The following is a 19,990-nucleotide window of genomic DNA, read 5'->3' as shown; positions in this document are numbered from 1 at the left end:
GGAAATCGTTCGCTGCCCGTAAGGCCGTGTTCGTTAAGCGGACGTTTCATCGATCAAGGACGCGATGCCGTCCAATGTTCGCCCGAGCCCGAATTCGAAGAGCGTCCGCAGATCGAGACCGAACCCGCCGACGCTTGTTACCAAAGCCAACTCCGGGTACGCGCCACCCGATTGGATCGCGTCGAATCGTGGCTCGTTCTGTTCCATCCACTCGCCGTCGGAGATGCCCGAATCCTGTCGGGCCTGCTCCTCCAGATCGTCCGCCATCGACAGCCCCTGGACGTACGCGAAGAGCGTCAGATGGGTGTGGAGCTTCTGGGCGTGGGTGAGCGGCGTGCCCCTCATGGCCCGCAGGATCCACTCCGTGTACGCCATCGCGTTCGGCGTCGCCACGGGCCGCGTGTACGAGGCCATCGCGTGCGCCAGCCACGGGTGCCGGGCGTACACGTCACGCAGCCAGCGCGCGCCCTGCTCCAGGCCCGTCCGCCAGTGCGCCGGCACCGGACCGAGCGGGACCTCGCCGCAGGCCGCGTCCGTCATCAGCCGGATCAGCTCCGGCTTGCCCGGGACATGGCGGTACAGGGCCATCGTCGAGACGTCGAGCCTCGTCGCCACCCGGCGCATCGTCAGGGCGTGCAGCCCCTCCTTGTCGGCGAGTTCGAGGGCGGCGGCGACGATCTCCTCGCGGGCGAGGGGCGTCGCCGTCCCGCCCCCGCCCCGGGCGTCCTTCGCCGGCGGCACGACCACCGTGCCCACCCCCGGCTCCGGCCGGACCAGGCCCTCCTGACGCAGGACCGCCAGCGCCTTCGTGGCCGTCGCCATGGCCACGCCCCACTCGCGGGTGATCGCCCGCGTCGACGGAAGCCGGTCCCCCGGGCCCAACTCGCCCACCTGCACGCGGCGACGGAGCTCGGCGGCGATCGCGAGGTAGGGCGGCTGCGTCGTCATGGCGGGAGTGTACTAGTGCGCCAGGAGCGGCGTACACGCCCCTGAACTGCCCTTTCCTCCACAGGAGTCCAGGTGCACTAGGGCGGGAGTGGCAGCGTACGCACACCGCTGCTTCCCTCCTCCCCATGACACTCACCGCACAGCCCGAGCCCGCCACCGGGCCCGGCCCCGCGCACGCCGGCCGCCGCGAATGGACCGCCCTCGGCGTCCTCATGCTGCCCCTGCTCCTCGTCTCCATGGACGTGTCCGTCCTCTACTTCGCCCTCCCCTCCATCAGCGCCGACCTGCGGCCGGGAGCCACCGAACAGCTCTGGATCCTCGACATCTACGGCTTCGTCCTCGCCGGGCTCCTCGTCACCATGGGCGCACTCGGCGACCGCGTAGGGCGCCGCAAGGTCCTGCTGGCCGGCACGGCACTGTTCGGCGCCGCCTCCGTGGCCGCGGCCTACGCGCACACTCCCGGCGCCCTGATCGGCGCCCGTGCGCTGCTCGGCATCGGCGGAGCCTGCCTCATGCCCGCAACGCTCGCCCTGATCCGGGTGCTCTTCGCCGAACCGGCCCAGCGCGCCAAGGCCATCACCCTGTGGACCACGGTGATGGCGAGCGGCATCGCCCTCGGGCCCGTCGTCAGCGGCGCGCTCGTCGAGCACTTCTGGTGGGGGTCCGTGTTCCTCGTCAACCTGCCGGCCATGGCCCTGCTCCTCGTCCTGGGGCCGCTGCTGCTGCCCGAGTCCAAGGGGGCCGTCACCGGACGGTTCGACGTCCTCAGCGCCGCCCTCTCGCTCGGCGCCCTGCTGCCGCTCATCCACGGCGTCAAGGAGCTCGCCGAGGACGGCTGGGCGCCGCTTCCGGCGGCCGGCGTGGCCGTGGGGCTGCTCGTCGGTCTGCTGTTCGTCCGCCGCCAGGCGCGGCTCGCCCACCCCATGGTCGACCTCGTGCTGCTGCGGAACCGGGCCTACGGCGGCTCCGTCCTCGCCAACCTGCTCGCGATGGCGGCCACGGTCGGCTTCGCCGTCTTCCTCACCCAGTACCTGCAGTCCGTCCTGGGCCAGAGCCCGTTCGAGGCGGCGCTCTGGAGCCTCGTGCCGACCGCCGGCGTGCTGGCCGCCGCGCCCACGGCCGCGGCGCTGGCCCAGAGGACCGACCGGGCGTACGTGATGGCCGGCGGATTCCTCGTGGCCGCCGCCGGCTTCGCGTGGCTGGCCGGCGTCGACCGCGCCACGCCCCTGTGGGTCGTCATCACGGCCGGCGCCGTCTACGCCGGCGGGCTCGTCTCCGCGATGACCCTCGCCAACGAACTGGCCCTCGGCGCCGCACCGCCCGAACGCGCCGGCTCGGCCGCCGCCGTCCTGGAGTCGGGAGCCGAGCTGGGCGGAGCGCTGGGAATGGCGCTCCTGGGCGCCCTGGGAGCGGCGGTCTACACCGACGCCGTGCCCGCGTCCGCACCGGCCGCGGCCCGCGAGACCCTGGGCGGCGCGCTGACGACGGGGCCCGAGGTGGTGGAAGCGGCCCGCACCGCGTTCGTCGAGGCGATGGGGGCGGTCGCCGTGGGGGCGGCGGTGCTGATGGCGGCGTCGGCAGCGCTGTCGCTCGTCCTGCTGCGGAAGGCACGTCCCTGAGGCACGACCCTGAAACAGGAGTGGGGGACGTGGAGGGGGCCGCGTTCGGGACGTAAAGCGTGATTTGTGGCGCGACAAGGGCGTCCAGCGGAACTGCACCGGGGGCGCCGTAAATCATGCAGTCCCGAATGCGGCCCCCGGAACGGCCCCCACGGCACCCCCCACGGGTGTGAGGCTCAGCCCACCAGACTCTCCCGCCAGGCCTGGTGCAGACCGGCGTAGTGGCCCTCGTCGGTGACCAGGTCCGAAGGCGCGCCGTCCTCGACGATCCGGCCCGACTCCATCACCAGGACCCGGTCCGCGACCTCGACCGTGGACAGCCGGTGGGCGATGACGACGGCCGTACGACCCGCCAGGACCGTGTCCATGGCCCGCTGCACCGCCCGCTCGCCCGGAACGTCCAGCGAACTGGTGGCCTCGTCCAGGATCAGCACCGCCGGGTCCGCGAGCAGCGCCCTCGCGAAGGCGACCAGCTGGCGCTGGCCCGCCGAGATGCGGTCGCCCCTTTTGCGCACGTCCGTGTCGTACCCGTCCGGGAGGCCCTTGATGAAGTCGTGCGCCCCGATCGCGCGGGCCGCGTCCTCGATCTGCTCGCGGGTCGCGTCCGGGCGGCCGATCGCGATGTTCTCGGCGACCGTCCCCGAGAAGAGGAACGCCTCCTGGGTGACCATGACGATGCCCCGGCGCAGGTCCGGGGTGGCCAGGTCGCGGAGGTCCACACCGTCGAGGCGCACCGCGCCGTCCGTGGGGTCGTAGAAGCGGGCGAGGAGCTTCGCCAGCGTGGACTTGCCCGCGCCCGTCGCCCCCACCACCGCCACCGTCTGGCCGGCGGGGATGGTCAGGTCGAAGGCGGGGAGGACCTCGCCGCCCGTGCGGTAGGCGAAGCGGACCTTGTCGAAGGTGACCTCGCGCCCCGGGGAGCCCGCGCGGGCGGGCAGGGCGGCGGGGGCCGTCGTCTCCGGGACCCCGGGCTCCTGGGCCAGGAGCCCCGCGATCTTGGTGAGGGACGCGGCCGCCGACTCGTACGAGTTGAGGAACATGCCGAGCCGGTCGATCGGGTCGTACAGGCGCCGCATGTACAGGACCGCCGCCGCGAGGACGCCCAGTTCGAGGGAGCCCGAGGCCACCCGGTAGGCGCCCCAGAGGCACATGCCGGCGACCGCCGTGTTGGCGACCAGCCGCGAGCCCACGACGTAGCGGGCCATCTCGAGGAGCGCGTCGCCGTTGCTGCGCTCGTGACGGTGGTTGAGCGTCGCGAACTCGGCGTTGTTGACCTGCTCGCGGCGGAACGCCCTTACCGGGCGGATGCCGTTCATCGTCTCCGCGAACTTCACGATGACGCCGGCGATGGCCGTGGACCGCTCGGCGTACACCGCTCCGGCCCGGCGCCGGTAGACGCGCACCAGGAGGGCGAGGGGGACGAAGGACGCCACCGCCACCGCGCCGATGCCCAGGTCGAGGTAGAGGAGGATCGCCGAGATCGAGACGAAGGAGAGGACGACGCCGATCAGTTCCTGCAGGCCCTCCGAGAGGAGCTCCCGGAGGGATTCGACGTCGGTGGTGGAGCGGGAGATGAGCCGGCCCGAGGTGTACCGCTCGTGGAAGTCGACGCTCAGGATCTGCGCGTGGCGGAAGATGCGGCCCCGCAGGTCGAGGAGGACGTCCTGGTTGACGCGGGCCGCGCCGCGGACGAAGACGTACTGGAGGACGCCCGAGAGCGCCGCGCAGAGGAGGTAGCCGAGGGCCACCGCGAGGACGGGGCCGTGGTCGCCCGCGCGGAAGGCGGGGACGCCCTCGTCGATGGCGTACGCGACGAGGAGCGGGCCTGCCTGGACCGCGCCCTCCTTGACGAGGAGCACCAGGGCGGCGGCCGCGACCCGTACGCGATGGGCCGCGAGGAGCGAGCGGAGCAGGGCGCCCGTCGCTCCGGGAGGCGCCGGGAGGTCGTCGCGGTCGAAGGGGTCGCCGGTCTGCTGTGCCGTCTGCGCTGTCTGTGCCGTCTGTTCCGTCATCGGGGTCCGCTCTCGCCTTCGCCGGACATCAGCCAGGCGTACTCCTCGCTGCTCCGCAGCAGTTCGTGATGGGTGCCCACGGCCGCGATCCGGCCCCGGGAGAGCAGTGCCACCCGGTCGGCCAGCATCACCGTCGACGGGCGGTGCGCCACGACGAGTGCCGTGGTGTCCCGCAGGACCTCCCGCAGGGCCGCCTCCACGCGGGCCTCCGTGTGGACGTCGAGTGCGGACAGGGGGTCGTCCAGGACCAGGAAGCGGGGGCGGCCGACGACCGCCCTGGCGAGGGCGAGCCGCTGGCGCTGTCCGCCGGACAGGCTGAGGCCCTGCTCGCCGACCTGGGTCCCGGCGCCCTCGGGCAGCCGCTCGACGAAGCCGTCGGCCTGCGCCACGCCGAGGGCGCGGCGCAGTTCCGGCTCGCCCGCTCCGCCGTCCGCGCCCATCAGGACGTTCTCCCCGACGCTGGCGGAGAAGAGGGTCGGCTCCTCGAAGGCCATCGACACCAGGGACCGCAGCCGGTCCCGTTCCATCAGGGCGATGTCCTCGCCGTCCAGGAGGATGCGGCCGCCCGAGGCCTCGTGCAGCCTCGGTACGAGGGCGGTGAGCGTGGTCTTGCCGGAGCCCGTGCCGCCGACCAGGGCCAGGGTCTCGCCGGGCCGGATGTGCAGGTCGATGCCGTCCAGCACGGGCGGGGCGTCCGCCGGGGCGTCCGGGTAGCGGAACGAGACGCCCTCGAAGCGCACCCCGCCCGGGCCGCCGTCCGCCGTGGCCGGGGCGCCCCCGGTGGCCGGGGCTGTGTCCGGCTCCTCCTCGGCGTCCATCACCTCGAAGTACCGTTCCGTCGCGGTCGCCGCCTCCTGGCTCATCGCCAGCAGGAAGCCGATCGACTCCACCGGCCAGCGCAGCGCCAGGGCCGTGGAGAGGAACGCGACGAGCGTGCCCGCCGACAGGTCCCCGTCCGCCACCTGGACCGTACCGAGGACGAGGGCCGCGCCGATGGCCAGCTCCGGTACGAAGGTGATGACCGCCCAGATCATCGCGAGCAGCCGGGCCTTGACGAGTTCGGTGCCGCGCAGGCGGCCGGAGAGCTCCCGGAAGGCCGTCGCCTGGCTGCGGTGGCGGCCGAAGCCCTTGACGATGCGGATGCCGAGGACGCTCTCCTCGACGACCGTCGTCAGATCGCCCACCTGGTCCTGGGCGCGGCGCGCGACCACGCCGTACCGGCCCTCGAAGACCGAGCAGACGATGACGAGCGGGATCACCGGGGTCAGGAGGACGAGCCCGAGGGACCAGTCCTGGGCGAGGAGCAGGACGTAACCCGCGAGGATCGTCACGGCGTTGACCAGGAGGAAGGTCAGCGGGAAGGCCAGGAACATCCGGACCAGCATGAGGTCGGTCGTGCCGCGGGAGAGGAGCTGGCCCGAGGCCCACCTGTCGTGGAAGGCGATCGGGAGCCGCTGGAGCCTGCCGTACAGGTCGGACCGCATGCGCGCCTCCACCCCGGACAGGGGCCGGGCGACCAGCCAGCGCCGGTACCCGAAGAGCACCGCCTCGGCGATGCCGAGCAGCAGGAGGTAGAGCGCCCCCAGCCAGACGCCGCCCGGGTCCCGGTCCGCGACCGGTCCGTCGACCAGCCACTTCAGGACGAGCGGGATGACGAGCGACAGACAGGACGCGACGACCGCGACGAACGCGGCCGTGAACAGGCGCGCCCGCACGGGCCGCACGTACGGCCAGAGGCGGAGCAGCGTCCGCACCGCGGAGCGGCCGTGGGCGTCGGGGGCGGCGTGGTCCTCGTCGTGATCGTCGGGGGAGTCGGGGGCGGGGGGCTCTGGGGCGACAGGTTTCTCGGGCATCAGGCCCGACCATACGGTTCACCACTGACACGTCTCATCCTGTTTTCCGGTCGGGCGGGGCACGCCCCGGACGGTGGCGGGTCGTACCGAGCCGCTCGTGAACGACCGCGCGTCCGCGGTCGCCGCCGGGTACGACCGGGGGATCCTCGGGCGCGGCTGAGGATCTCCACCGGCTACGGGGCCGCGGCCCCGCCCCTCAGGCCCGCACCCGCAGCAGCACCATCGACCTGGCCCCCACCGTGATCGTCCCGCCGCCCGGGTGCTCCGTGCCCGGGGGCGTGGACTGGTCCTCGCGGCCCGTGTCCACGACCAGTTCGTACGTCTCCGCCCACGGGGGGCCCGGGAGGCGGAACTCCAGCGGGCGGGCGCCCGCGTGGAGGACGGCGAGGAAGCTGTCGTCGGTGATCTGCTCGCCGCGCTCGTCCCGGCCCGGTATGTCGCGGCCCGACAGATAGAGGCCGAGCGTGGCGGTCGGCGCGTACCAGTCGGGCTCCGTCATCTCGGCGCCCTGCGCGGTGAACCAGGCCAGGTCCCGCAGCCCGTCCGCGCCCTGGGGGCGGCCGGAGAAGAAGGCGCGGCGGCGCAGGACCGGGTGGTCGTGGCGGAGGGCGAGCAGCCGGCGCGTCAGGGCGAGGAGCTGGGCCCGGCCGGGGTCGTCCGGGAGGGTCCAGTCGAGCCAGCCGATGGCGTTGTCCTGGCAGTAGGCGTTGTTGTTGCCGTCCTGGGTGCGGCCCATCTCGTCGCCGGCGACGAGCATCGGGACGCCGGTGGAGAGCAGCAGGGTGGTGAGGAGGTTGCGCTGCTGGCGGAGGCGGAGGGCGTTGATGCCGGGGTCGTCGGTCTCGCCCTCCACGCCGCAGTTCCAGGAGCGGTTGTCGTGGGTGCCGTCGCGGTTGCCCTCGCCGTTGGCCTCGTTGTGCTTGCGCTCGTACGTGACGAGGTCCCGCAGGGTGAAGCCGTCGTGCGCGGTGACGAAGTTGACGGAGGCGTACGGCCGGCGCCCGCCCCAGGCGTACAGGTCGCTGGAGCCGGAGAGCCGGTAGCCGAGGTCCCGGACGTCGGGCAGCGCCCCGCGCCAGAAGTCCCGTACGGCGTCCCGGTAGCGGTCGTTCCACTCCGTCCAGAGCGGCGGGAAGGCGCCGACCTGGTAGCCGCCGTTGCCCACGTCCCAGGGTTCGGCGATGAGTTTGACCCGGCGGAGCACCGGGTCCTGGGCGATGACCGCGAGGAACGGGGAGAGCATGTCGACGTCGTGCATCGAGCGGGCCAGGGCGGCCGCCAGGTCGAAGCGGAAGCCGTCGACGCCCATCTCCGTGACCCAGTAGCGGAGGCTGTCGGTGATGAGCCGCAGGACCTGCGGCTGTACGACGTGCAGGGTGTTCCCGCAGCCGGTGTAGTCCGCGTAGCGGCGGGCGTCGGACTGGAGTCGGTAGTAGCCGCGGTTGTCGATGCCCTTCAGGGAGAGCGTGGGGCCGAGCTCGCCCGCCTCCGCCGTGTGGTTGTAGACGACGTCGAGGATGACCTCGATCCCGGCCGCGTGCAGTGCGCGCACCATCCGCTTGAACTCGCCGACCTGCTGGCCGGTCGTCCCCGAGGAGGAGTAGCCGGCGTGCGGGGCGAAGTAGCCGATGGAGTTGTAGCCCCAGTGGTTGCGCAGGCCCCGCCGGAGGAGATGGTCCTCGTGCGCGAACTGGTGCACCGGCAGCAGTTCCACCGCCGTCACCCCGAGGCGTACGAGGTGCTCGACGGCCGCCGGGTGCGCGAGGCCCGCGTACGTGCCCCGCAGGTGCTCGGGGATGCCCGGGTGGAGCCGGGTGAAGCCCTTCACGTGCAGCTCGTAGATGACCGAGTCCTGCCAGGGCGTCTTGGGCCTGCGGTCGTCGGACCAGTCGTCGTCGTCCTGGACGACGACCCCCTTCGGGACGTGCGGTGCCGAGTCCCGCTCGTCGCGGACGGTGTCGGCCACATGCTGCTGCGGCCAGTCCCGGACGTGTCCGTACACCTCGGGCGGCAGCGTGAAGTCGCCGTCGACGGCCCGCGCGTACGGGTCGAGGAGCAGCTTCGCCGGGTTCCAGCGGGCCCCCGTCCACGGGTCCCAGCGGCCGTGGACGCGGTAGCCGTACCGCTGTCCTGCCCCGATCCCGGGCACGAACCCGTGCCAGATCTCGTGCGTCAGCTCCGTCAGCGGCAGCCGCAGCTCCGTGCCGTCGGGGTCGAAGAGGCACAGTTCGACGGCCTCCGCCCCGCCCGCCCACAGGGCGAAGTTGGTGCCGGTCACCCCGCCGGGGCCGACCCGGCAGCGCGCGCCGAGCGGCATCGGCGCGCCCGGCCACACGGGCGGTCCGGCCCGCTCCGGGGCATGGTCAGGTACCGCCTCCTGCTCGGCTGCGCTCGTCACCGTCCCGGCCTCCAGCGGCTCGTCGGGCCCGCACGCCGGGGAGCGGCGGCGTCCCGGCCGCCGCTCCCGCGCGTGGTTCTCCCCCTGTTCTGCCCGGACGGCCCGGCTCCCAACATGACCCGCACGCACGTTTCCCCTGGAGGGTGGCTGTCGTTGGGCCGAGCGTGACACTTGTATGGAAGCGGGCGGGGTACGCCCTCGCGGTGGCGGGACTGTTGGCGGGCCTCGTGGGCTGCACGGCGCCGGACGGTGGAGGCGGGATCGACATCGGCCTGCCGGGCAAGGCACGGGCCCCCGGTGACGTGATCCGGGTCAGCCCGGAGGACGGCAGCCGGGGGCTGCCGGCCGAGGGCCCGGTCGAGGTGAAGGTGGACAGCGGTCGACTCGAACGGGTGACCGTCGTCCAGGTGGAGGACGGCAGACGGACCCAGGTGGCCGGGGCGATCTCCGCCGACGGGCTGCGCTGGCGGCCCCGCCCGGAGACCCGGCTCGCGCTGGCCGCGAAGTACAGCGTGGACGCGGTGGCGCTCGACGCGCACGGCCGCCGCTCCGCCCGGCACACCACGTTCACCACCGTGGTGCCCGAGAGCCGCTTCATCGGCTACTTCAAGCCGGAGAACCGTTCCACTGTCGGCACCGGAATGATCGTTTCGTTCGGCTTCAACATGCCGATCGAGAACCGGGCCGAGGTCGAGCGGGCCATCCGGATCACCTCCGTGCCGCCGGTGGAGGTGGTCGGCCACTGGTTCGGCAAGGAGCGGCTCGACTTCCGCCCCGCCGCGTACTGGCGGCCGGGCACCGAGGTCACCGTCGAGATCGGCCTGCGGGACGTCGAGGGGGCTCCCGGCGTGTACGGCATCCAGCGCAAGACCGTCGGGTTCACCGTCGGCCGCTCCCAGGTGTCCGTGGTCGACGCCGCCGCCCACACGATGGAGGTCAGGCGGGACGGCGACGTCCTCGCCACCGTGCCGATCACCGCGGGAGCGCCGAAGACCACCACGTACAACGGAAAGATGGTGGTCACCGAGCTGTACGACGTGACCCGGATGAACGGTGCCACGGTCGGCTTCGGCGGCGAGTACGACATCAAGGACGTGCCGCACGCCATCCGTCTCACCGACTCGGGCACCTTCCTGCACGGCAACTACTGGGCCGATCAGAGCACCTTCGGCTCCGCCAACGTCAGCCACGGCTGCATCGGGCTCCGGGACGACAAGGGCGGCAGCGCCGAGTCCCCGGCGGGCTGGTTCTTCGAGCGGACCCTCATCGGCGACGTGGTGGAGGTGGTCAACTCCCGTGACCGGGAGGTCGCTCCCGACAACGGCCTCGGAGGCTGGAACATGGAGTGGAACCGGTGGAAGGCCGGCTCCGCGCTGAGCTGACGCCCCCGTCCCTCTCGCACCGCCCGACGCGTTCGGCCCCTTTCGTTGTCTTAGCAGGTCGATCGGGACGGAACGGTGACATTCACGAGGATCTTTCGTGTCCTGCGGTGTGATTATCTAGCGCCGTGTGCGCGAGCGGATGCGCACGGGGGTGGGGCCGGGCGGTGCCGGGCCGTGCGAGGGGAGAAGACCACAGTGAACGGGCAGCCGATATCGGGGGCATCGGTCGGAGCGACGGGGCGGCGCGGCCGACGCGGGGGCGTCAGGCTGCAGGCCCTGGCGGCGGGAGCGCTGCTTCTGGTGCTCACCGCCTGCGGTGGCGGTGAGACGGCGAACGGCGGCGGTACGGGGGGCCAGGGGCCGGCGGCCCAGGGCGGCGGCAAGCAGGAGAACGCGGCCTCCCAGGCGGTCGTGACGATCCTTCCGAAGGACGGCGCCGACTCGGTCGCCACCAGCGGGGTCCTCAAGGTCACCGCGGCGCAGGGCAAGCTGACCACGGTCACCGTCGCCGACTCCAAGGGCACCGCGGTCGAGGGCAAGATCGCCGCGGACGGGGCCAGCTGGTCGCCGACCGCGCACCTGGCCGCGGCCACGCAGTACAAGGTCCACGCGATCGCGAAGGACGCCGATGGCCGGGAGTCGGCGAAGGACACCACCTTCACCACCCTCGTCCCGAAGAACACCTTCATCGGCCAGTACACGCCGGAGGACGGCTCGACCGTCGGCGTCGGCATGCCGGTGTCCATCAACTTCACCCGGGGCATCACCGACCCGGAGGCCGTCGAGAAGGCCATCAAGGTGACGGCCGAGCCGTCCGTGCCGATCGAGGGCCACTGGTTCGGCAACGACCGCCTCGACTTCCGCCCGGAGAACTACTGGGCCGCGGGCACCAAGGTGACCGTGCACCTCAACCTGGACGGCGTCGAGGGCCGCCCGGGCGTGTACGGCAAGCAGAAGAAGACGATCACCTTCACCATCGGCCGCCGTCAGGTCTCCACCGTCGACGCGAGCGCCAAGACGATGAAGATCGAGCGCGACGGCAAGATCATCAAGACGATCCCGATCACCGCGGGCGCGCCGTCCACGACCACGTACAACGGTCAGATGGTCATCAGCGAGAAGTACAAGGTGACCCGCATGAACGGGGCCACGGTCGGCTTCGGCGGCGAGTACGACATCAAGGACGTGCCGCACGCGATGCGCCTGTCCACCTCGGGCACCTTCGTGCACGGCAACTACTGGGCCTCGGCGGGCACGTTCGGCTCCGCCAACGTCAGCCACGGCTGCGTCGGCCTCCAGGACGCGCGGGGCGCGGGCAACAGCTCGATGCCGGCCGCCTGGTTCTACGACCGCTCGATCATCGGCGACGTGGTCGTCGTGAAGAACTCGAAGGACAAGCAGATCCAGCCGGAGAACGGCCTCAACGGCTGGAACATGGACTGGTCGGAGTGGATCAGGTAATCCACCGCTCGTACGTCCGAGGGGCCCGGTGCTGTGAGCAACAGCACCGGGCCCTCCGGCGTTAACGGACACTAACCTTCCTCCCATGACTGTGAACCTCGAAGTCGCCGATGGCGTCGGCACGATCCGCCTCGACCGCCCCCCGATGAACGCGCTGGACATCGCCACCCAGGACCGGCTGCGCGAGCTCGCCGAGGAGGCGACCGACCGCGACGACGTGCGGGCCGTGATCATCTACGGCGGCGAGAAGGTGTTCGCGGCGGGCGCGGACATCAAGGAGATGCAGGTCATGGACCACGTGGCCATGGTCAAGCGCTCCCGCGCCCTCCAGGACTCCTTCACCGCCGTCGCCCGCATCCCCAAGCCGGTCGTCGCGGCCGTCACCGGCTACGCGCTCGGCGGCGGCTGCGAGCTCGCGCTCTGCGCCGACTACCGGATCGCCGCCGACAACGCCAAGCTCGGCCAGCCGGAGATCCTGCTCGGTCTGATCCCCGGCGCCGGCGGCACCCAGCGGCTGGCCCGGCTCGTCGGCCCCTCCAAGGCCAAGGACCTCATCTTCACCGGCCGGATGGTCAAGGCCGACGAGGCCCTGACGATGGGTCTGGTCGACCGGGTCGTCCCCGCCGCCGAGGTGTACGAGCAGGCCCACGCCTGGGCCGCCAGGCTGGCGCAGGGCCCGGCCGTCGCCCTGCGCGCCGCGAAGGAGGCGATCGACCAGGGTCTGGAGACCGACATCGACACCGGTCTCGCCATCGAGCGCACCTGGTTCGCGGGCCTGTTCGCGACCGAGGACCGCGCGAACGGGATGCGCAGCTTCGTCGAGGAGGGCCCGGGGAAGGCGAAGTTCGCCTGACGTGACAGACGTCCCTTCGTGGGGGCCGATTCCACCGGAACGGCCCCCGCGATCGGCTCCGTGCGGCCATGATGGGGGGCATGGCGGGCCTGGAGGGTAGGGAACAACCGTGGCAGCGCACTGGCGCCGCCGCAGCGCGCTGGTCACCGGCCGCGGAGGACGAACAGGCCGCCGAAGCAGTCGAGTTGTACGGGAATCCGGCGGACGAGGACGTCCGGCTGCCGTCCCGGCCCGAATCCGCCTGGGTGGCCCGCAGGCTCACCCAGCACGTCGTGCTGCGGCAGTGGGCGCTCGGCCCGCAGATCGCCGAGCACGCGGTGCTCCTGGTGTCGGAGCTGGTGGGGAACGCGGTCCGGCACACCGGTGCGCGGGTGTTCGCGCTGCGGTTGCAGCGGCGGCGGGGCTGGATCCGGATCGAGGTGCGGGACCCCTCGCGCGGGCTGCCCTGTCTGATGCCGGTGCACGAGCTCGACACGAGCGGCCGGGGGCTCTTCCTGGTCGACAAGCTCTCGGACCGGTGGGGTGTGGACCTGGCCCCGCGCGGCAAGACGACCTGGTTCGAGATGCGGGTCGCCGACCGTCCCTGAGGCCCGACGGCCGCCCCCGGGCGGGCGGAAGCCGCGGGGAGCGCGGAAGTCCCCGGACGCACGGAAGTCCCCGGACGCACGGAAGCCCCCGTGCGCCGTAGTGGGGCGCGTGGGGGCTTTCGTGTGGTGCGCCGTGGACGGGGGGGTGTATCCACGGCTGCTATGTCGACCTGGCCCGGGTCAATGGGGGTCGTGCCACCGACTATGGCAGACGGGCGGCCATACCGCCAAAAGTCCCTAGTGGGGCAAACTGCGTCAAAACTGGACACTTTAATGGTGAATCGTTGGTGACGTGTGGCACTCACCTTGCAAACAATGAATGACTATGCGGTTCCGTGATTGTTCCTCGGGGTCGTCCGCATGCTGGACGCCCGTGCGGTGCCCGTAAACGTCCTGAATTGGCCTAATCGTAATAAACCGGGCCCCATCGCCCTTAAATGGTCGCGTGAAGCCGATCGACCGCCGCGCAGCCCTCCGGGCCGGCGCGGCCGCCGCCCTCGCGGGAGCCCTCACCACCGCCTGCGGCACGACCCCCCGCCCCGCCGCGCCCCCACCCCGCCGCCCCGCCGCCGCACCCGTCGCGGCCCCCGCCCCCCGGCGCCTCCCCGGGCAGCCCGCCGAGATCGCCCACGGCCCCCGCGACCGGCCCCGGGTCGCGCTCACCTTCCACGGCCAGGGCGACCCCGCCCTCGCCCGGACGCTCCTCGGCCAGGCCGAGAAGGCCGGCGCCCGCGTCACCGTCCTCGCCGTCGGCAGCTGGCTCGACCAGCACCCCGACCTGGCCCGCCGCGTCCTCGACGGCGGACACGACCTCGGCAACCACACCCAGCGCCACATCGACGTCAACGCCATGACCGAGACCGAGGCCCTCGCCGAGATCGAGGCCTGCGCCACCCGGCTGCGCCGGCTCACCGGCTCCATCGGCACCTGGTTCCGGCCCTCCCGCACCCAGCACGCCGCCCCCGCCGTCCTGCGCGCCGCCCAGCGCGCCGGTTACCCGCACGTCCTCTCGTACGACGTCGACTCCCTCGACTTCACCTCGCCCGGCGCCACCGCCGTCGTCCGCAACGTCACCGGATCCGTCCGCGCCGGATCCGTCGTCAGCCTGCACTTCGGCTACCCGGACACCGCCGCCGCGCTGCCCCTCCTCCTCGCCGACCTCGACCGCCGCGGACTGCGCGCGGTCACCACCACGGAGCTGCTGACCTGATGGCACACCGCACGCAGAGACACCGCACCCAGGGACCCGGTCCGCAGGAACTCCTCACACGGCGCCCCTTCACCCGGCGCCCCCTGACGCGGCGGACCAGGACCCTCCTCGCCGCCGCCCTCCTCGCCGCGCTCGCCGGCTGCGGCAGCGGGGACCCGGGGGACGGCGCCGCCCCGGTGAAGAAGGCCGCCCCCGCCGTCCCCGAGCGCGCCGCGGTCCCCGCCGGGCTCCCCGGCATGCCGCCGCCGCTCGACCCGAAGGACGTCTACGCCGCCGACCGGCCCGACCGGCTCTCGCCGGTCGTCAAGAACTTCCCCTCCCGGGTCTACGTCCCCAACACCAACTCCAACACCGTCTCCGTCATCGACCCGGCCACCTACCAGGTCGTCGAGACCATCCCCGTCGGCAACCAGCCCCAGCACGTGGTGCCCTCCTGGGACCTGAAGACCCTCTGGGTCAACAACAACCGGGGCCACACCCTCACCCCCATCGACCCGGCCACCGGCGTCGCAGGCAAGCCCGTCGAGGTCCACGACCCGTACAACCTCTACTTCACGCCCAACGGCAGGTACGCCGTCGTGATGGCCTCGCTCGACCGCGAACTCGTCTTCCGCGACCCGCACACCATGGAACGGAGGAAGACCGTCCCGGTCAGCTGCTACGGCGTCAACCACGCCGACTTCTCCGCCGACGGGCGCTACTTCGTCGTCTCCTGCGAGTTCTCCGGCGAGCTGCTCAAGGTCGACACCGAGCGGATGGAGGTGATCGGCCAGCAGAAGCTGCCCTTCGAGGGCGCCATGCCGCAGGACGTGAAGATCTCCCCCGACGGCAAGACCTTCTACGTCGCCGACATGATGGCCCACGGCATGTGGGTCCTCGACGGCGAGAAGTTCACCACCCCGACCCTGATGCCCACCGGCAAGGGCGCCCACGGGCTCTACGTCAGCCGGGACTCGAAGGAGATGTACGTCCCCAACCGCGGCGAGGGCTCCATCTCCGTCTTCGACTTCGAGAAGGGCAGGCTGACGAAGAAGTGGTGGCTGCCGGACGGCGGATCCCCCGACATGGGCGGCGTCTCCGCCGACGGCAAGGTCCTCTGGCTCTCCGGCCGCTACGACTCCGAGGTGTACGCGATCGACACCGCGACCGGGAAGCAGCTGGCCCGCATCCCCGTCGGCGGCGGACCCCACGGCCTCGCCGTGTACCCGCAGCCGGGGCGCTACTCGCTCGGCCACACCGGCGTCTTCCGGTAGGCCGGCGAGCGGGCGGTCAGCCCGCGACCAGGAGGGCCTCCGAGGCCACCGGGCGATAGCCCGCCGCCTGGAAGGCGCGGACGCTGCGGGCGTTGCCCGGGGACTGCTGCGCCCAGACCACGGCGTCCGGCGTGAGGTGCCGCGCCGCCGTGGCCAGGGCGCGGCCCAGGCCCCGGTGGCGTACCTCCTCGTCGACCTCGACGGCCGCCTCCCAGCGCCCCGCCACGCCCCGGCCCAGGACCACGAGGCCGCCGTCCGCCGCCCACACCCGGACCTCGTCGCGGAACTTCAGCGCCCGCGCGACCCGGGGGTGGTCCGGGTCCACGATCTCCCGGAGCTCCAGCGGGGGAGCGCCCGGCAGCGCGTCGGCGACGGTGAGCAGGTCGATCGTGTTCATGTGCCGGCCGGTGCGGGCCATCAGCGCCATCAGGAAGCCCGGGTTCATGCTGGCCGCCAGCGGGTCGCTCGACGTCGCCGCGAGCGCGGCCCGTACCCACTCCGGGTCGGCGTCCGTGAAGACCACCGAATGGGCGGTGAAGGCGAGCACCCCGGCGTCCCGGGGGCCCGGCTGCGGCACGACCGTCGTCGACCCGTCCGGGGGAGGGAACTCCCCGCGCGCCGCCGCCGCCAGGATCCGAGCCACCTCGTCGTTCATACCCCCATCATCCGGCAGGGCCGGGCCAGCTAATCTGACCCCCGTCAGACAAGCACCGAGAAGGGGCGGAAGCAGTGGCGGACATCGACGCGGCACGCAGCGCATTCAACACGTTCGACGCCGACGGGGACGGTTTCATCACCGCCGCGGAGTACAAGAGCCTCATGGCCCGGCACGGCGACTTCCACGTCACCGAGTCGGTCGCCGAGGTGCTCATCAAGCAGCGCGACGCCAACGGTGACGGCGTGCTCTCCTGGGACGAGTTCTGGGCGCACTACAACAAGGCGTGACCAGCCCGCCCCGACGGGCGGCGCAACGCTGAGTTGCCGCCCGTCCGGGGCCCGGTGACGACCGTCCGGTGACGCCTCCCGGACCCGTCTCGTACGCGCTCCGCGAGGGCCCCGTCCCCGTCGCGGCCGGCGCCCCCGTTCTTGCGGCCCTCCGCGCCGCCCTCCGCGCCGCCCTCCGCGCCGCCATCCCGCGCCGCCCTCCCGCGCCCCGGGTCGGCCGTCCTGCCGCTCGCGCGCCGAGGCGCCGCGCGCGCCCACCCGCAGACGTTCCAGCCCCTGACAGGCACCTCGCTCCCGCCCGGCCGTCTCGCCGCCGCCCCCTCCGGGCGCCGCCGGCCGTGGTGCCGGGCCGGCGCCGAACCGTTCCCCCGGGCGTTCCCCGGTCGCCTTCCCCGCGTCCCCGGCCCTTCCCCCGCCCGCCGTCCGGAGGCACGCGGTCCGTCCCCCGGCCGCTCCGTGCCCGTGGCAACTCGCTGCACCACATGCCCGTGGCCGGATCCCTGCCCGGCGCGCGAACGCTCTCGGATGCGCCCCCCACCTGGCCTTTTGGCCGGAACCAGGGGGTCCGCCCAAGGCCCGACCCCGCTCTTTCCCGCAGGTCGTGAGGCAGCTCGTTGCCAGGCAGCTTCCTGGCCTGTCCGGAAGCGGACAGCCGGGGCCCCGCGGTGATTTCCTCTAGGTGTGCGGCCGGGACGGCTGAAAAGTCACCGGCCGCCAAGGACCTCCTGACACGCACGTACGCCGCACTCGTACCGCATCCGAACCCGGAACGGAGACCCACATGTCCTGTCGCTCCCGCCGCGCAAGCAGTGTCCTCGCCGCCGTCGCCGCCGCCGTCCTCGGCGGACTGGTGATCGCCTCCCCGGCCGAGGCCGCCCCCACCGCCCCGAACACGGTCGCCCAGCGCGGTGACGACTTCGTCTGGCCGACGCCGCCGCACCCGCAGATGCCGGACTTCCCCTGCGTCCCGACGCTCCCCGGACTGCCCTGCGTCATCGACATCCCGGACGACTTCGTCTGGCCGATCGCCCCCAGGGACTGACCGCCATGCACGTCACGACCGCCGCCACGGCCGCCGCACCGCTCCGGCTCCGCTCCGGGTCTCAGATCCACTCCCGGCGGGTCGCCTGCACCCCCGCCTCGAACCTGCTCGACGCACCCAGCCGCTCCATCAGGTCGGCCACGATCCGCCGCTCCGTCCGCACCCCGATGCCCAGCGCCCGCGCCACGGCCTCGTCGGTGAGACCGCTCGCCAGCAGCTGGAGCAGTTTGCGCTCCTGCGGGGTGAGCCCGCCGGGCAGGGCGTCCCCCGGGCCGTTCAGCGGGGAGGCGTGCTCCCAGTAGGCCTCGAACAGGGCGCGCATGGCCAGGACCACCGGCTGGCTGCTGAAGAGCAGCGCGGACGGCTGGGCCTGACCGGGCAGCCCGGCGACCACCGCCGCCGCCGTGTCCACGATCAGCAACCGCATCGGAAGCGTCGGCGAGGTACGGATCTCGCTGCCGCGCTCCGCCATCCACTGGGCGTGCGCCCGGGTGACCCGGTCACCCGCGACACTGTCCAGATAGATGGTCCGGAAGCGGACGCCCCGCTCCATCGCCCGCTCGTTCAGGGGCCGGCCGGCCTCTACGGACTCCTCCGTGAGGGCCTTGCCGGGATGGAAGGCGAGCGACTCGCGCGTACAGGACTCGGCGAGGGCCTCCAGGCGGGTACGGATGTCGTCGACGTTGTCGAGGTGCTCCGCCCCGTCGAGACCGCCCGAGCGGCCCGATGCCGTGTACTCGGCCGCGAGAGCGGCGAGGGCGGCACGATTCTGCTCGATCCGCTGCTGCCGCGAGGCGAGTTCGCGCTCCTCCCGCTGGAGCAGCACCTTGAGACCGAGCGACGGGTTCACCGCGCGCATCCGGCCCGGACTGTCCCGGGACGGCGCGAGCAGGGAGAGCCGCGTCAGCAGGTCGAGCGCCTCCTCCACCTGTTCCGTCGTGCAGCTCAGCAGTTTCGCCAGGCGCTCGGGATCGTGCTCCTTGTGGAACAGGATCGCGCGGTACACGCCCAGCGTGTGTTGGTCGAGCGACGAGACCTCGTCCACGGTGTCCCCCAATGGTCGTACCGCCCCAGGGTCGTTCGGGGCGGAGTGCCGAACCGGGTTCCGCGCTCCAGCGCCCGAGCGACCCGATTCACCCCATTCACACGATCATCACGCTACCCGTTCGACGATCTCCTCGAAAGGGACGTCACGTGCTCCAGACCGGTTCCTCCCCGCCGCGGCTCGACGGTCTCGTCGTCCTCGTCGTCGATGCCACCACGGGCATCGGCCGGGAGCTCGCGACACGGCTGAGCGCCGCGGGGGCGATCGTCGCCGTCGTCGGCGCCGGTCACCCGGACCGCGGCGACGACGCCGCCACCAACGCCGCCTTCCTCTGCAAGGCGCTCAACGACGCGGGCCTGCTCGCCCTGCCGTACCGCATCGACATCCGCGATCCGGCCGAGGCGGGCCGGCTGCCCGGCCAGATCGCCGCCGACGCGGGCCCGGTGAACGCCGCCGTCGTCGTGCTGCCGGCGCCGGACGCCCCCGGTGAACTGCTGCGCGCCTTCCGCGCCGTGTCGGCCGCGCTCGCGGCCGCGCTGCCGCCCGGCGCCCGGCACATCGAGCACACCCCGGTCGGCGCCGCCGGCCCGGACCTGACGACGGCCGGCGACCGCGGCTGGCTCCGCGCCGTCGTCGACGGCCTGGCCGCGGACGCGGCGCGGGCGACGATCCGCTGAGACACACGGCGCCCGGCACCGCCGTCACCACCGCACACACACCACACAGAAGGCACCACAGAAGTCACCACGGGGAGAGAGATGTCCATTCGCGTCGTCGTGGCCGGTGACCACCAACTGGTCCTGGAGGCCTTCGCCGAGACCCTGAACGGCACCAACGGCCTGGACGTCGTGGGGCTCGCCACGACCTTCGAGGCGGTGCTCCCGGCCGTCCAGCGGCACCGGCCGACGGTGCTCCTGCTCGGCGAGAGCACGATGGGAGGCAAGGCGCTGCACGCCGCCACCGAGGTGCGCTCGCACCATCCGAGCTGCGGAGTGGCGTTGATGGTCGGTTCGGCCACCCCGTCCGTGGTGGACCGGGCGGTGGCCGCCGGAGCGCTCGGAGTCGTACCGAAGACGGCCCGGCTGCCGCAGCTGATCACCACCCTCGTGGGAGTGGCGGGGGGCTGCCTCACCGTCGACCCGGGACTGCTGCGGACACCGGCGGCGGGGGAGACCGTGCTCAGCGTCCGGGAGACCGACGTCCTGCGGCTGACCGCGGGCGGGGCGACCGTCAAGGAGATCGCGGGCGAGCTCTACCTCGCGGCGGGGACGGTACGGAACCTCACCTCGGCGGCGATCAAGAAGCTCGGCGGCCGCAACCGGTTCGACGCGGCGCGCATCGCGGCGGAATGCGGGTTGCTGTGAGGACGGCGGAGGAGTCCG

17 protein-coding genes are annotated in these 19,990 nt (G+C 72.8%); 11 read left to right on the top strand and 6 right to left on the bottom strand.

Features of this window, described 5'->3' with window-relative positions; genetic code table 11:
• Positions 1-33: 33 nt before the first annotated feature.
• The gene (locus tag ACFQ79_RS12400) at positions 34-948 is read right to left on the bottom strand and encodes a TetR/AcrR family transcriptional regulator C-terminal domain-containing protein (protein ID WP_383581975.1); all 915 of its coding nucleotides are present in this window, start codon (positions 946-948) and stop codon (positions 34-36) included.
• Positions 949-1,073: 125 nt separating this feature from the next.
• On the opposite strand from ACFQ79_RS12400, the gene ACFQ79_RS12395 reads away from it, so the two are divergent.
• Entirely contained in the window at positions 1,074-2,567 is a 1,494-nt protein-coding gene (locus ACFQ79_RS12395; protein WP_383581973.1) for an MFS transporter, read from the top strand.
• Positions 2,568-2,743: 176 nt separating this feature from the next.
• Here the strand turns inward: ACFQ79_RS12395 and ACFQ79_RS12390 are convergent, their stop codons facing one another.
• The 3 genes from ACFQ79_RS12390 to glgX form a co-directional block, all read right to left on the bottom strand.
• Complete coding sequence (locus ACFQ79_RS12390; protein ID WP_383581970.1) at positions 2,744-4,579, bottom strand: ABC transporter ATP-binding protein; 1,836 nt, start codon at positions 4,577-4,579, stop codon at positions 2,744-2,746.
• Positions 4,576-6,432, bottom strand: a complete 1,857-nt coding sequence (locus ACFQ79_RS12385; protein WP_383581968.1) for an ABC transporter ATP-binding protein — start codon at positions 6,430-6,432, stop codon at positions 4,576-4,578. The genes ACFQ79_RS12390 and ACFQ79_RS12385 overlap by 4 nt, the downstream gene beginning before the upstream one ends.
• A gap of 196 nt (positions 6,433-6,628) precedes the next feature.
• The gene (glgX, locus tag ACFQ79_RS12380; protein ID WP_383581965.1) at positions 6,629-8,830 is read right to left on the bottom strand and encodes a glycogen debranching protein GlgX; all 2,202 of its coding nucleotides are present in this window, start codon (positions 8,828-8,830) and stop codon (positions 6,629-6,631) included.
• A gap of 143 nt (positions 8,831-8,973) precedes the next feature.
• On the opposite strand from glgX, the gene ACFQ79_RS12375 reads away from it, so the two are divergent.
• From ACFQ79_RS12375 to ACFQ79_RS12350, 6 genes are all read left to right on the top strand, one after another.
• Complete coding sequence (locus tag ACFQ79_RS12375; RefSeq protein WP_383581962.1) at positions 8,974-10,212, top strand: Ig-like domain-containing protein; 1,239 nt, start codon at positions 8,974-8,976, stop codon at positions 10,210-10,212.
• Positions 10,213-10,407: 195 nt separating this feature from the next.
• On the top strand, positions 10,408-11,673 hold the full coding sequence (locus tag ACFQ79_RS12370) for an Ig-like domain-containing protein (protein ID WP_383581959.1): 1,266 nt from the start codon (positions 10,408-10,410) through the stop codon (positions 11,671-11,673).
• An 85-nt stretch (positions 11,674-11,758) separates the two neighbouring features.
• Positions 11,759-12,526, top strand: a complete 768-nt coding sequence (locus ACFQ79_RS12365; RefSeq protein ID WP_383581956.1) for an enoyl-CoA hydratase/isomerase family protein — start codon at positions 11,759-11,761, stop codon at positions 12,524-12,526.
• Between the two features lie 80 nt (positions 12,527-12,606).
• The gene (locus ACFQ79_RS12360; protein ID WP_073912589.1) at positions 12,607-13,113 is read left to right on the top strand and encodes an ATP-binding protein; all 507 of its coding nucleotides are present in this window, start codon (positions 12,607-12,609) and stop codon (positions 13,111-13,113) included.
• 445 nt (positions 13,114-13,558) lie between these two features.
• The gene (locus ACFQ79_RS12355) at positions 13,559-14,323 is read left to right on the top strand and encodes a polysaccharide deacetylase family protein (protein ID WP_383581953.1); all 765 of its coding nucleotides are present in this window, start codon (positions 13,559-13,561) and stop codon (positions 14,321-14,323) included.
• Positions 14,323-15,576 carry a YncE family protein gene (locus tag ACFQ79_RS12350; RefSeq protein WP_383581951.1) on the top strand — a complete coding sequence of 418 codons (1,254 nt, stop codon included), beginning with the start codon at positions 14,323-14,325 and terminating at the stop codon, positions 15,574-15,576. The genes ACFQ79_RS12355 and ACFQ79_RS12350 overlap by 1 nt, the downstream gene beginning before the upstream one ends.
• 16 nt (positions 15,577-15,592) lie before the next feature.
• Here ACFQ79_RS12350 and ACFQ79_RS12345 read toward each other — a convergent pair whose 3' ends face one another.
• A complete protein-coding gene (locus tag ACFQ79_RS12345; RefSeq protein WP_383581949.1) occupies positions 15,593-16,231 on the bottom strand; it encodes a GNAT family N-acetyltransferase in 639 nt (212 codons plus the stop codon).
• 74 nt (positions 16,232-16,305) lie between these two features.
• Here ACFQ79_RS12345 and ACFQ79_RS12340 point away from each other — a divergent pair, with 74 nt between their 5' ends.
• Together ACFQ79_RS12340 and ACFQ79_RS12335 are read left to right on the top strand one after the other, a co-directional pair.
• Positions 16,306-16,521 carry an EF-hand domain-containing protein gene (locus tag ACFQ79_RS12340; protein WP_383581946.1) on the top strand — a complete coding sequence of 72 codons (216 nt, stop codon included), beginning with the start codon at positions 16,306-16,308 and terminating at the stop codon, positions 16,519-16,521.
• 781 nt (positions 16,522-17,302) lie between these two features.
• Positions 17,303-17,563: a hypothetical protein gene (locus tag ACFQ79_RS12335; protein ID WP_383581943.1), complete on the top strand. Its 261-nt coding sequence runs from the start codon at positions 17,303-17,305 to the stop codon at positions 17,561-17,563.
• Between the two features lie 61 nt (positions 17,564-17,624).
• Here ACFQ79_RS12335 and ACFQ79_RS12330 read toward each other — a convergent pair whose 3' ends face one another.
• A complete protein-coding gene (locus ACFQ79_RS12330) occupies positions 17,625-18,608 on the bottom strand; it encodes a helix-turn-helix transcriptional regulator (protein ID WP_055603521.1) in 984 nt (327 codons plus the stop codon).
• A gap of 149 nt (positions 18,609-18,757) precedes the next feature.
• On the opposite strand from ACFQ79_RS12330, the gene ACFQ79_RS12325 reads away from it, so the two are divergent.
• Complete coding sequence (locus ACFQ79_RS12325; RefSeq protein ID WP_383581940.1) at positions 18,758-19,285, top strand: SDR family NAD(P)-dependent oxidoreductase; 528 nt, start codon at positions 18,758-18,760, stop codon at positions 19,283-19,285.
• An 81-nt stretch (positions 19,286-19,366) separates the two neighbouring features.
• Positions 19,367-19,972 (top strand): response regulator transcription factor, encoded by a 606-nt coding sequence (locus ACFQ79_RS12320; protein ID WP_187623151.1) that lies wholly within the window; start codon positions 19,367-19,369, stop codon positions 19,970-19,972.
• Positions 19,973-19,990: the final 18 nt, after the last annotated feature.

This window comes from Streptomyces sp. NPDC056480, assembly GCF_042795405.1.
Classification (GTDB): domain Bacteria; phylum Actinomycetota; class Actinomycetes; order Streptomycetales; family Streptomycetaceae; genus Streptomyces.
Note: the sequence above shows the minus strand (reverse complement) of the source record. Positions and strands in the feature narration are given on the sequence as shown.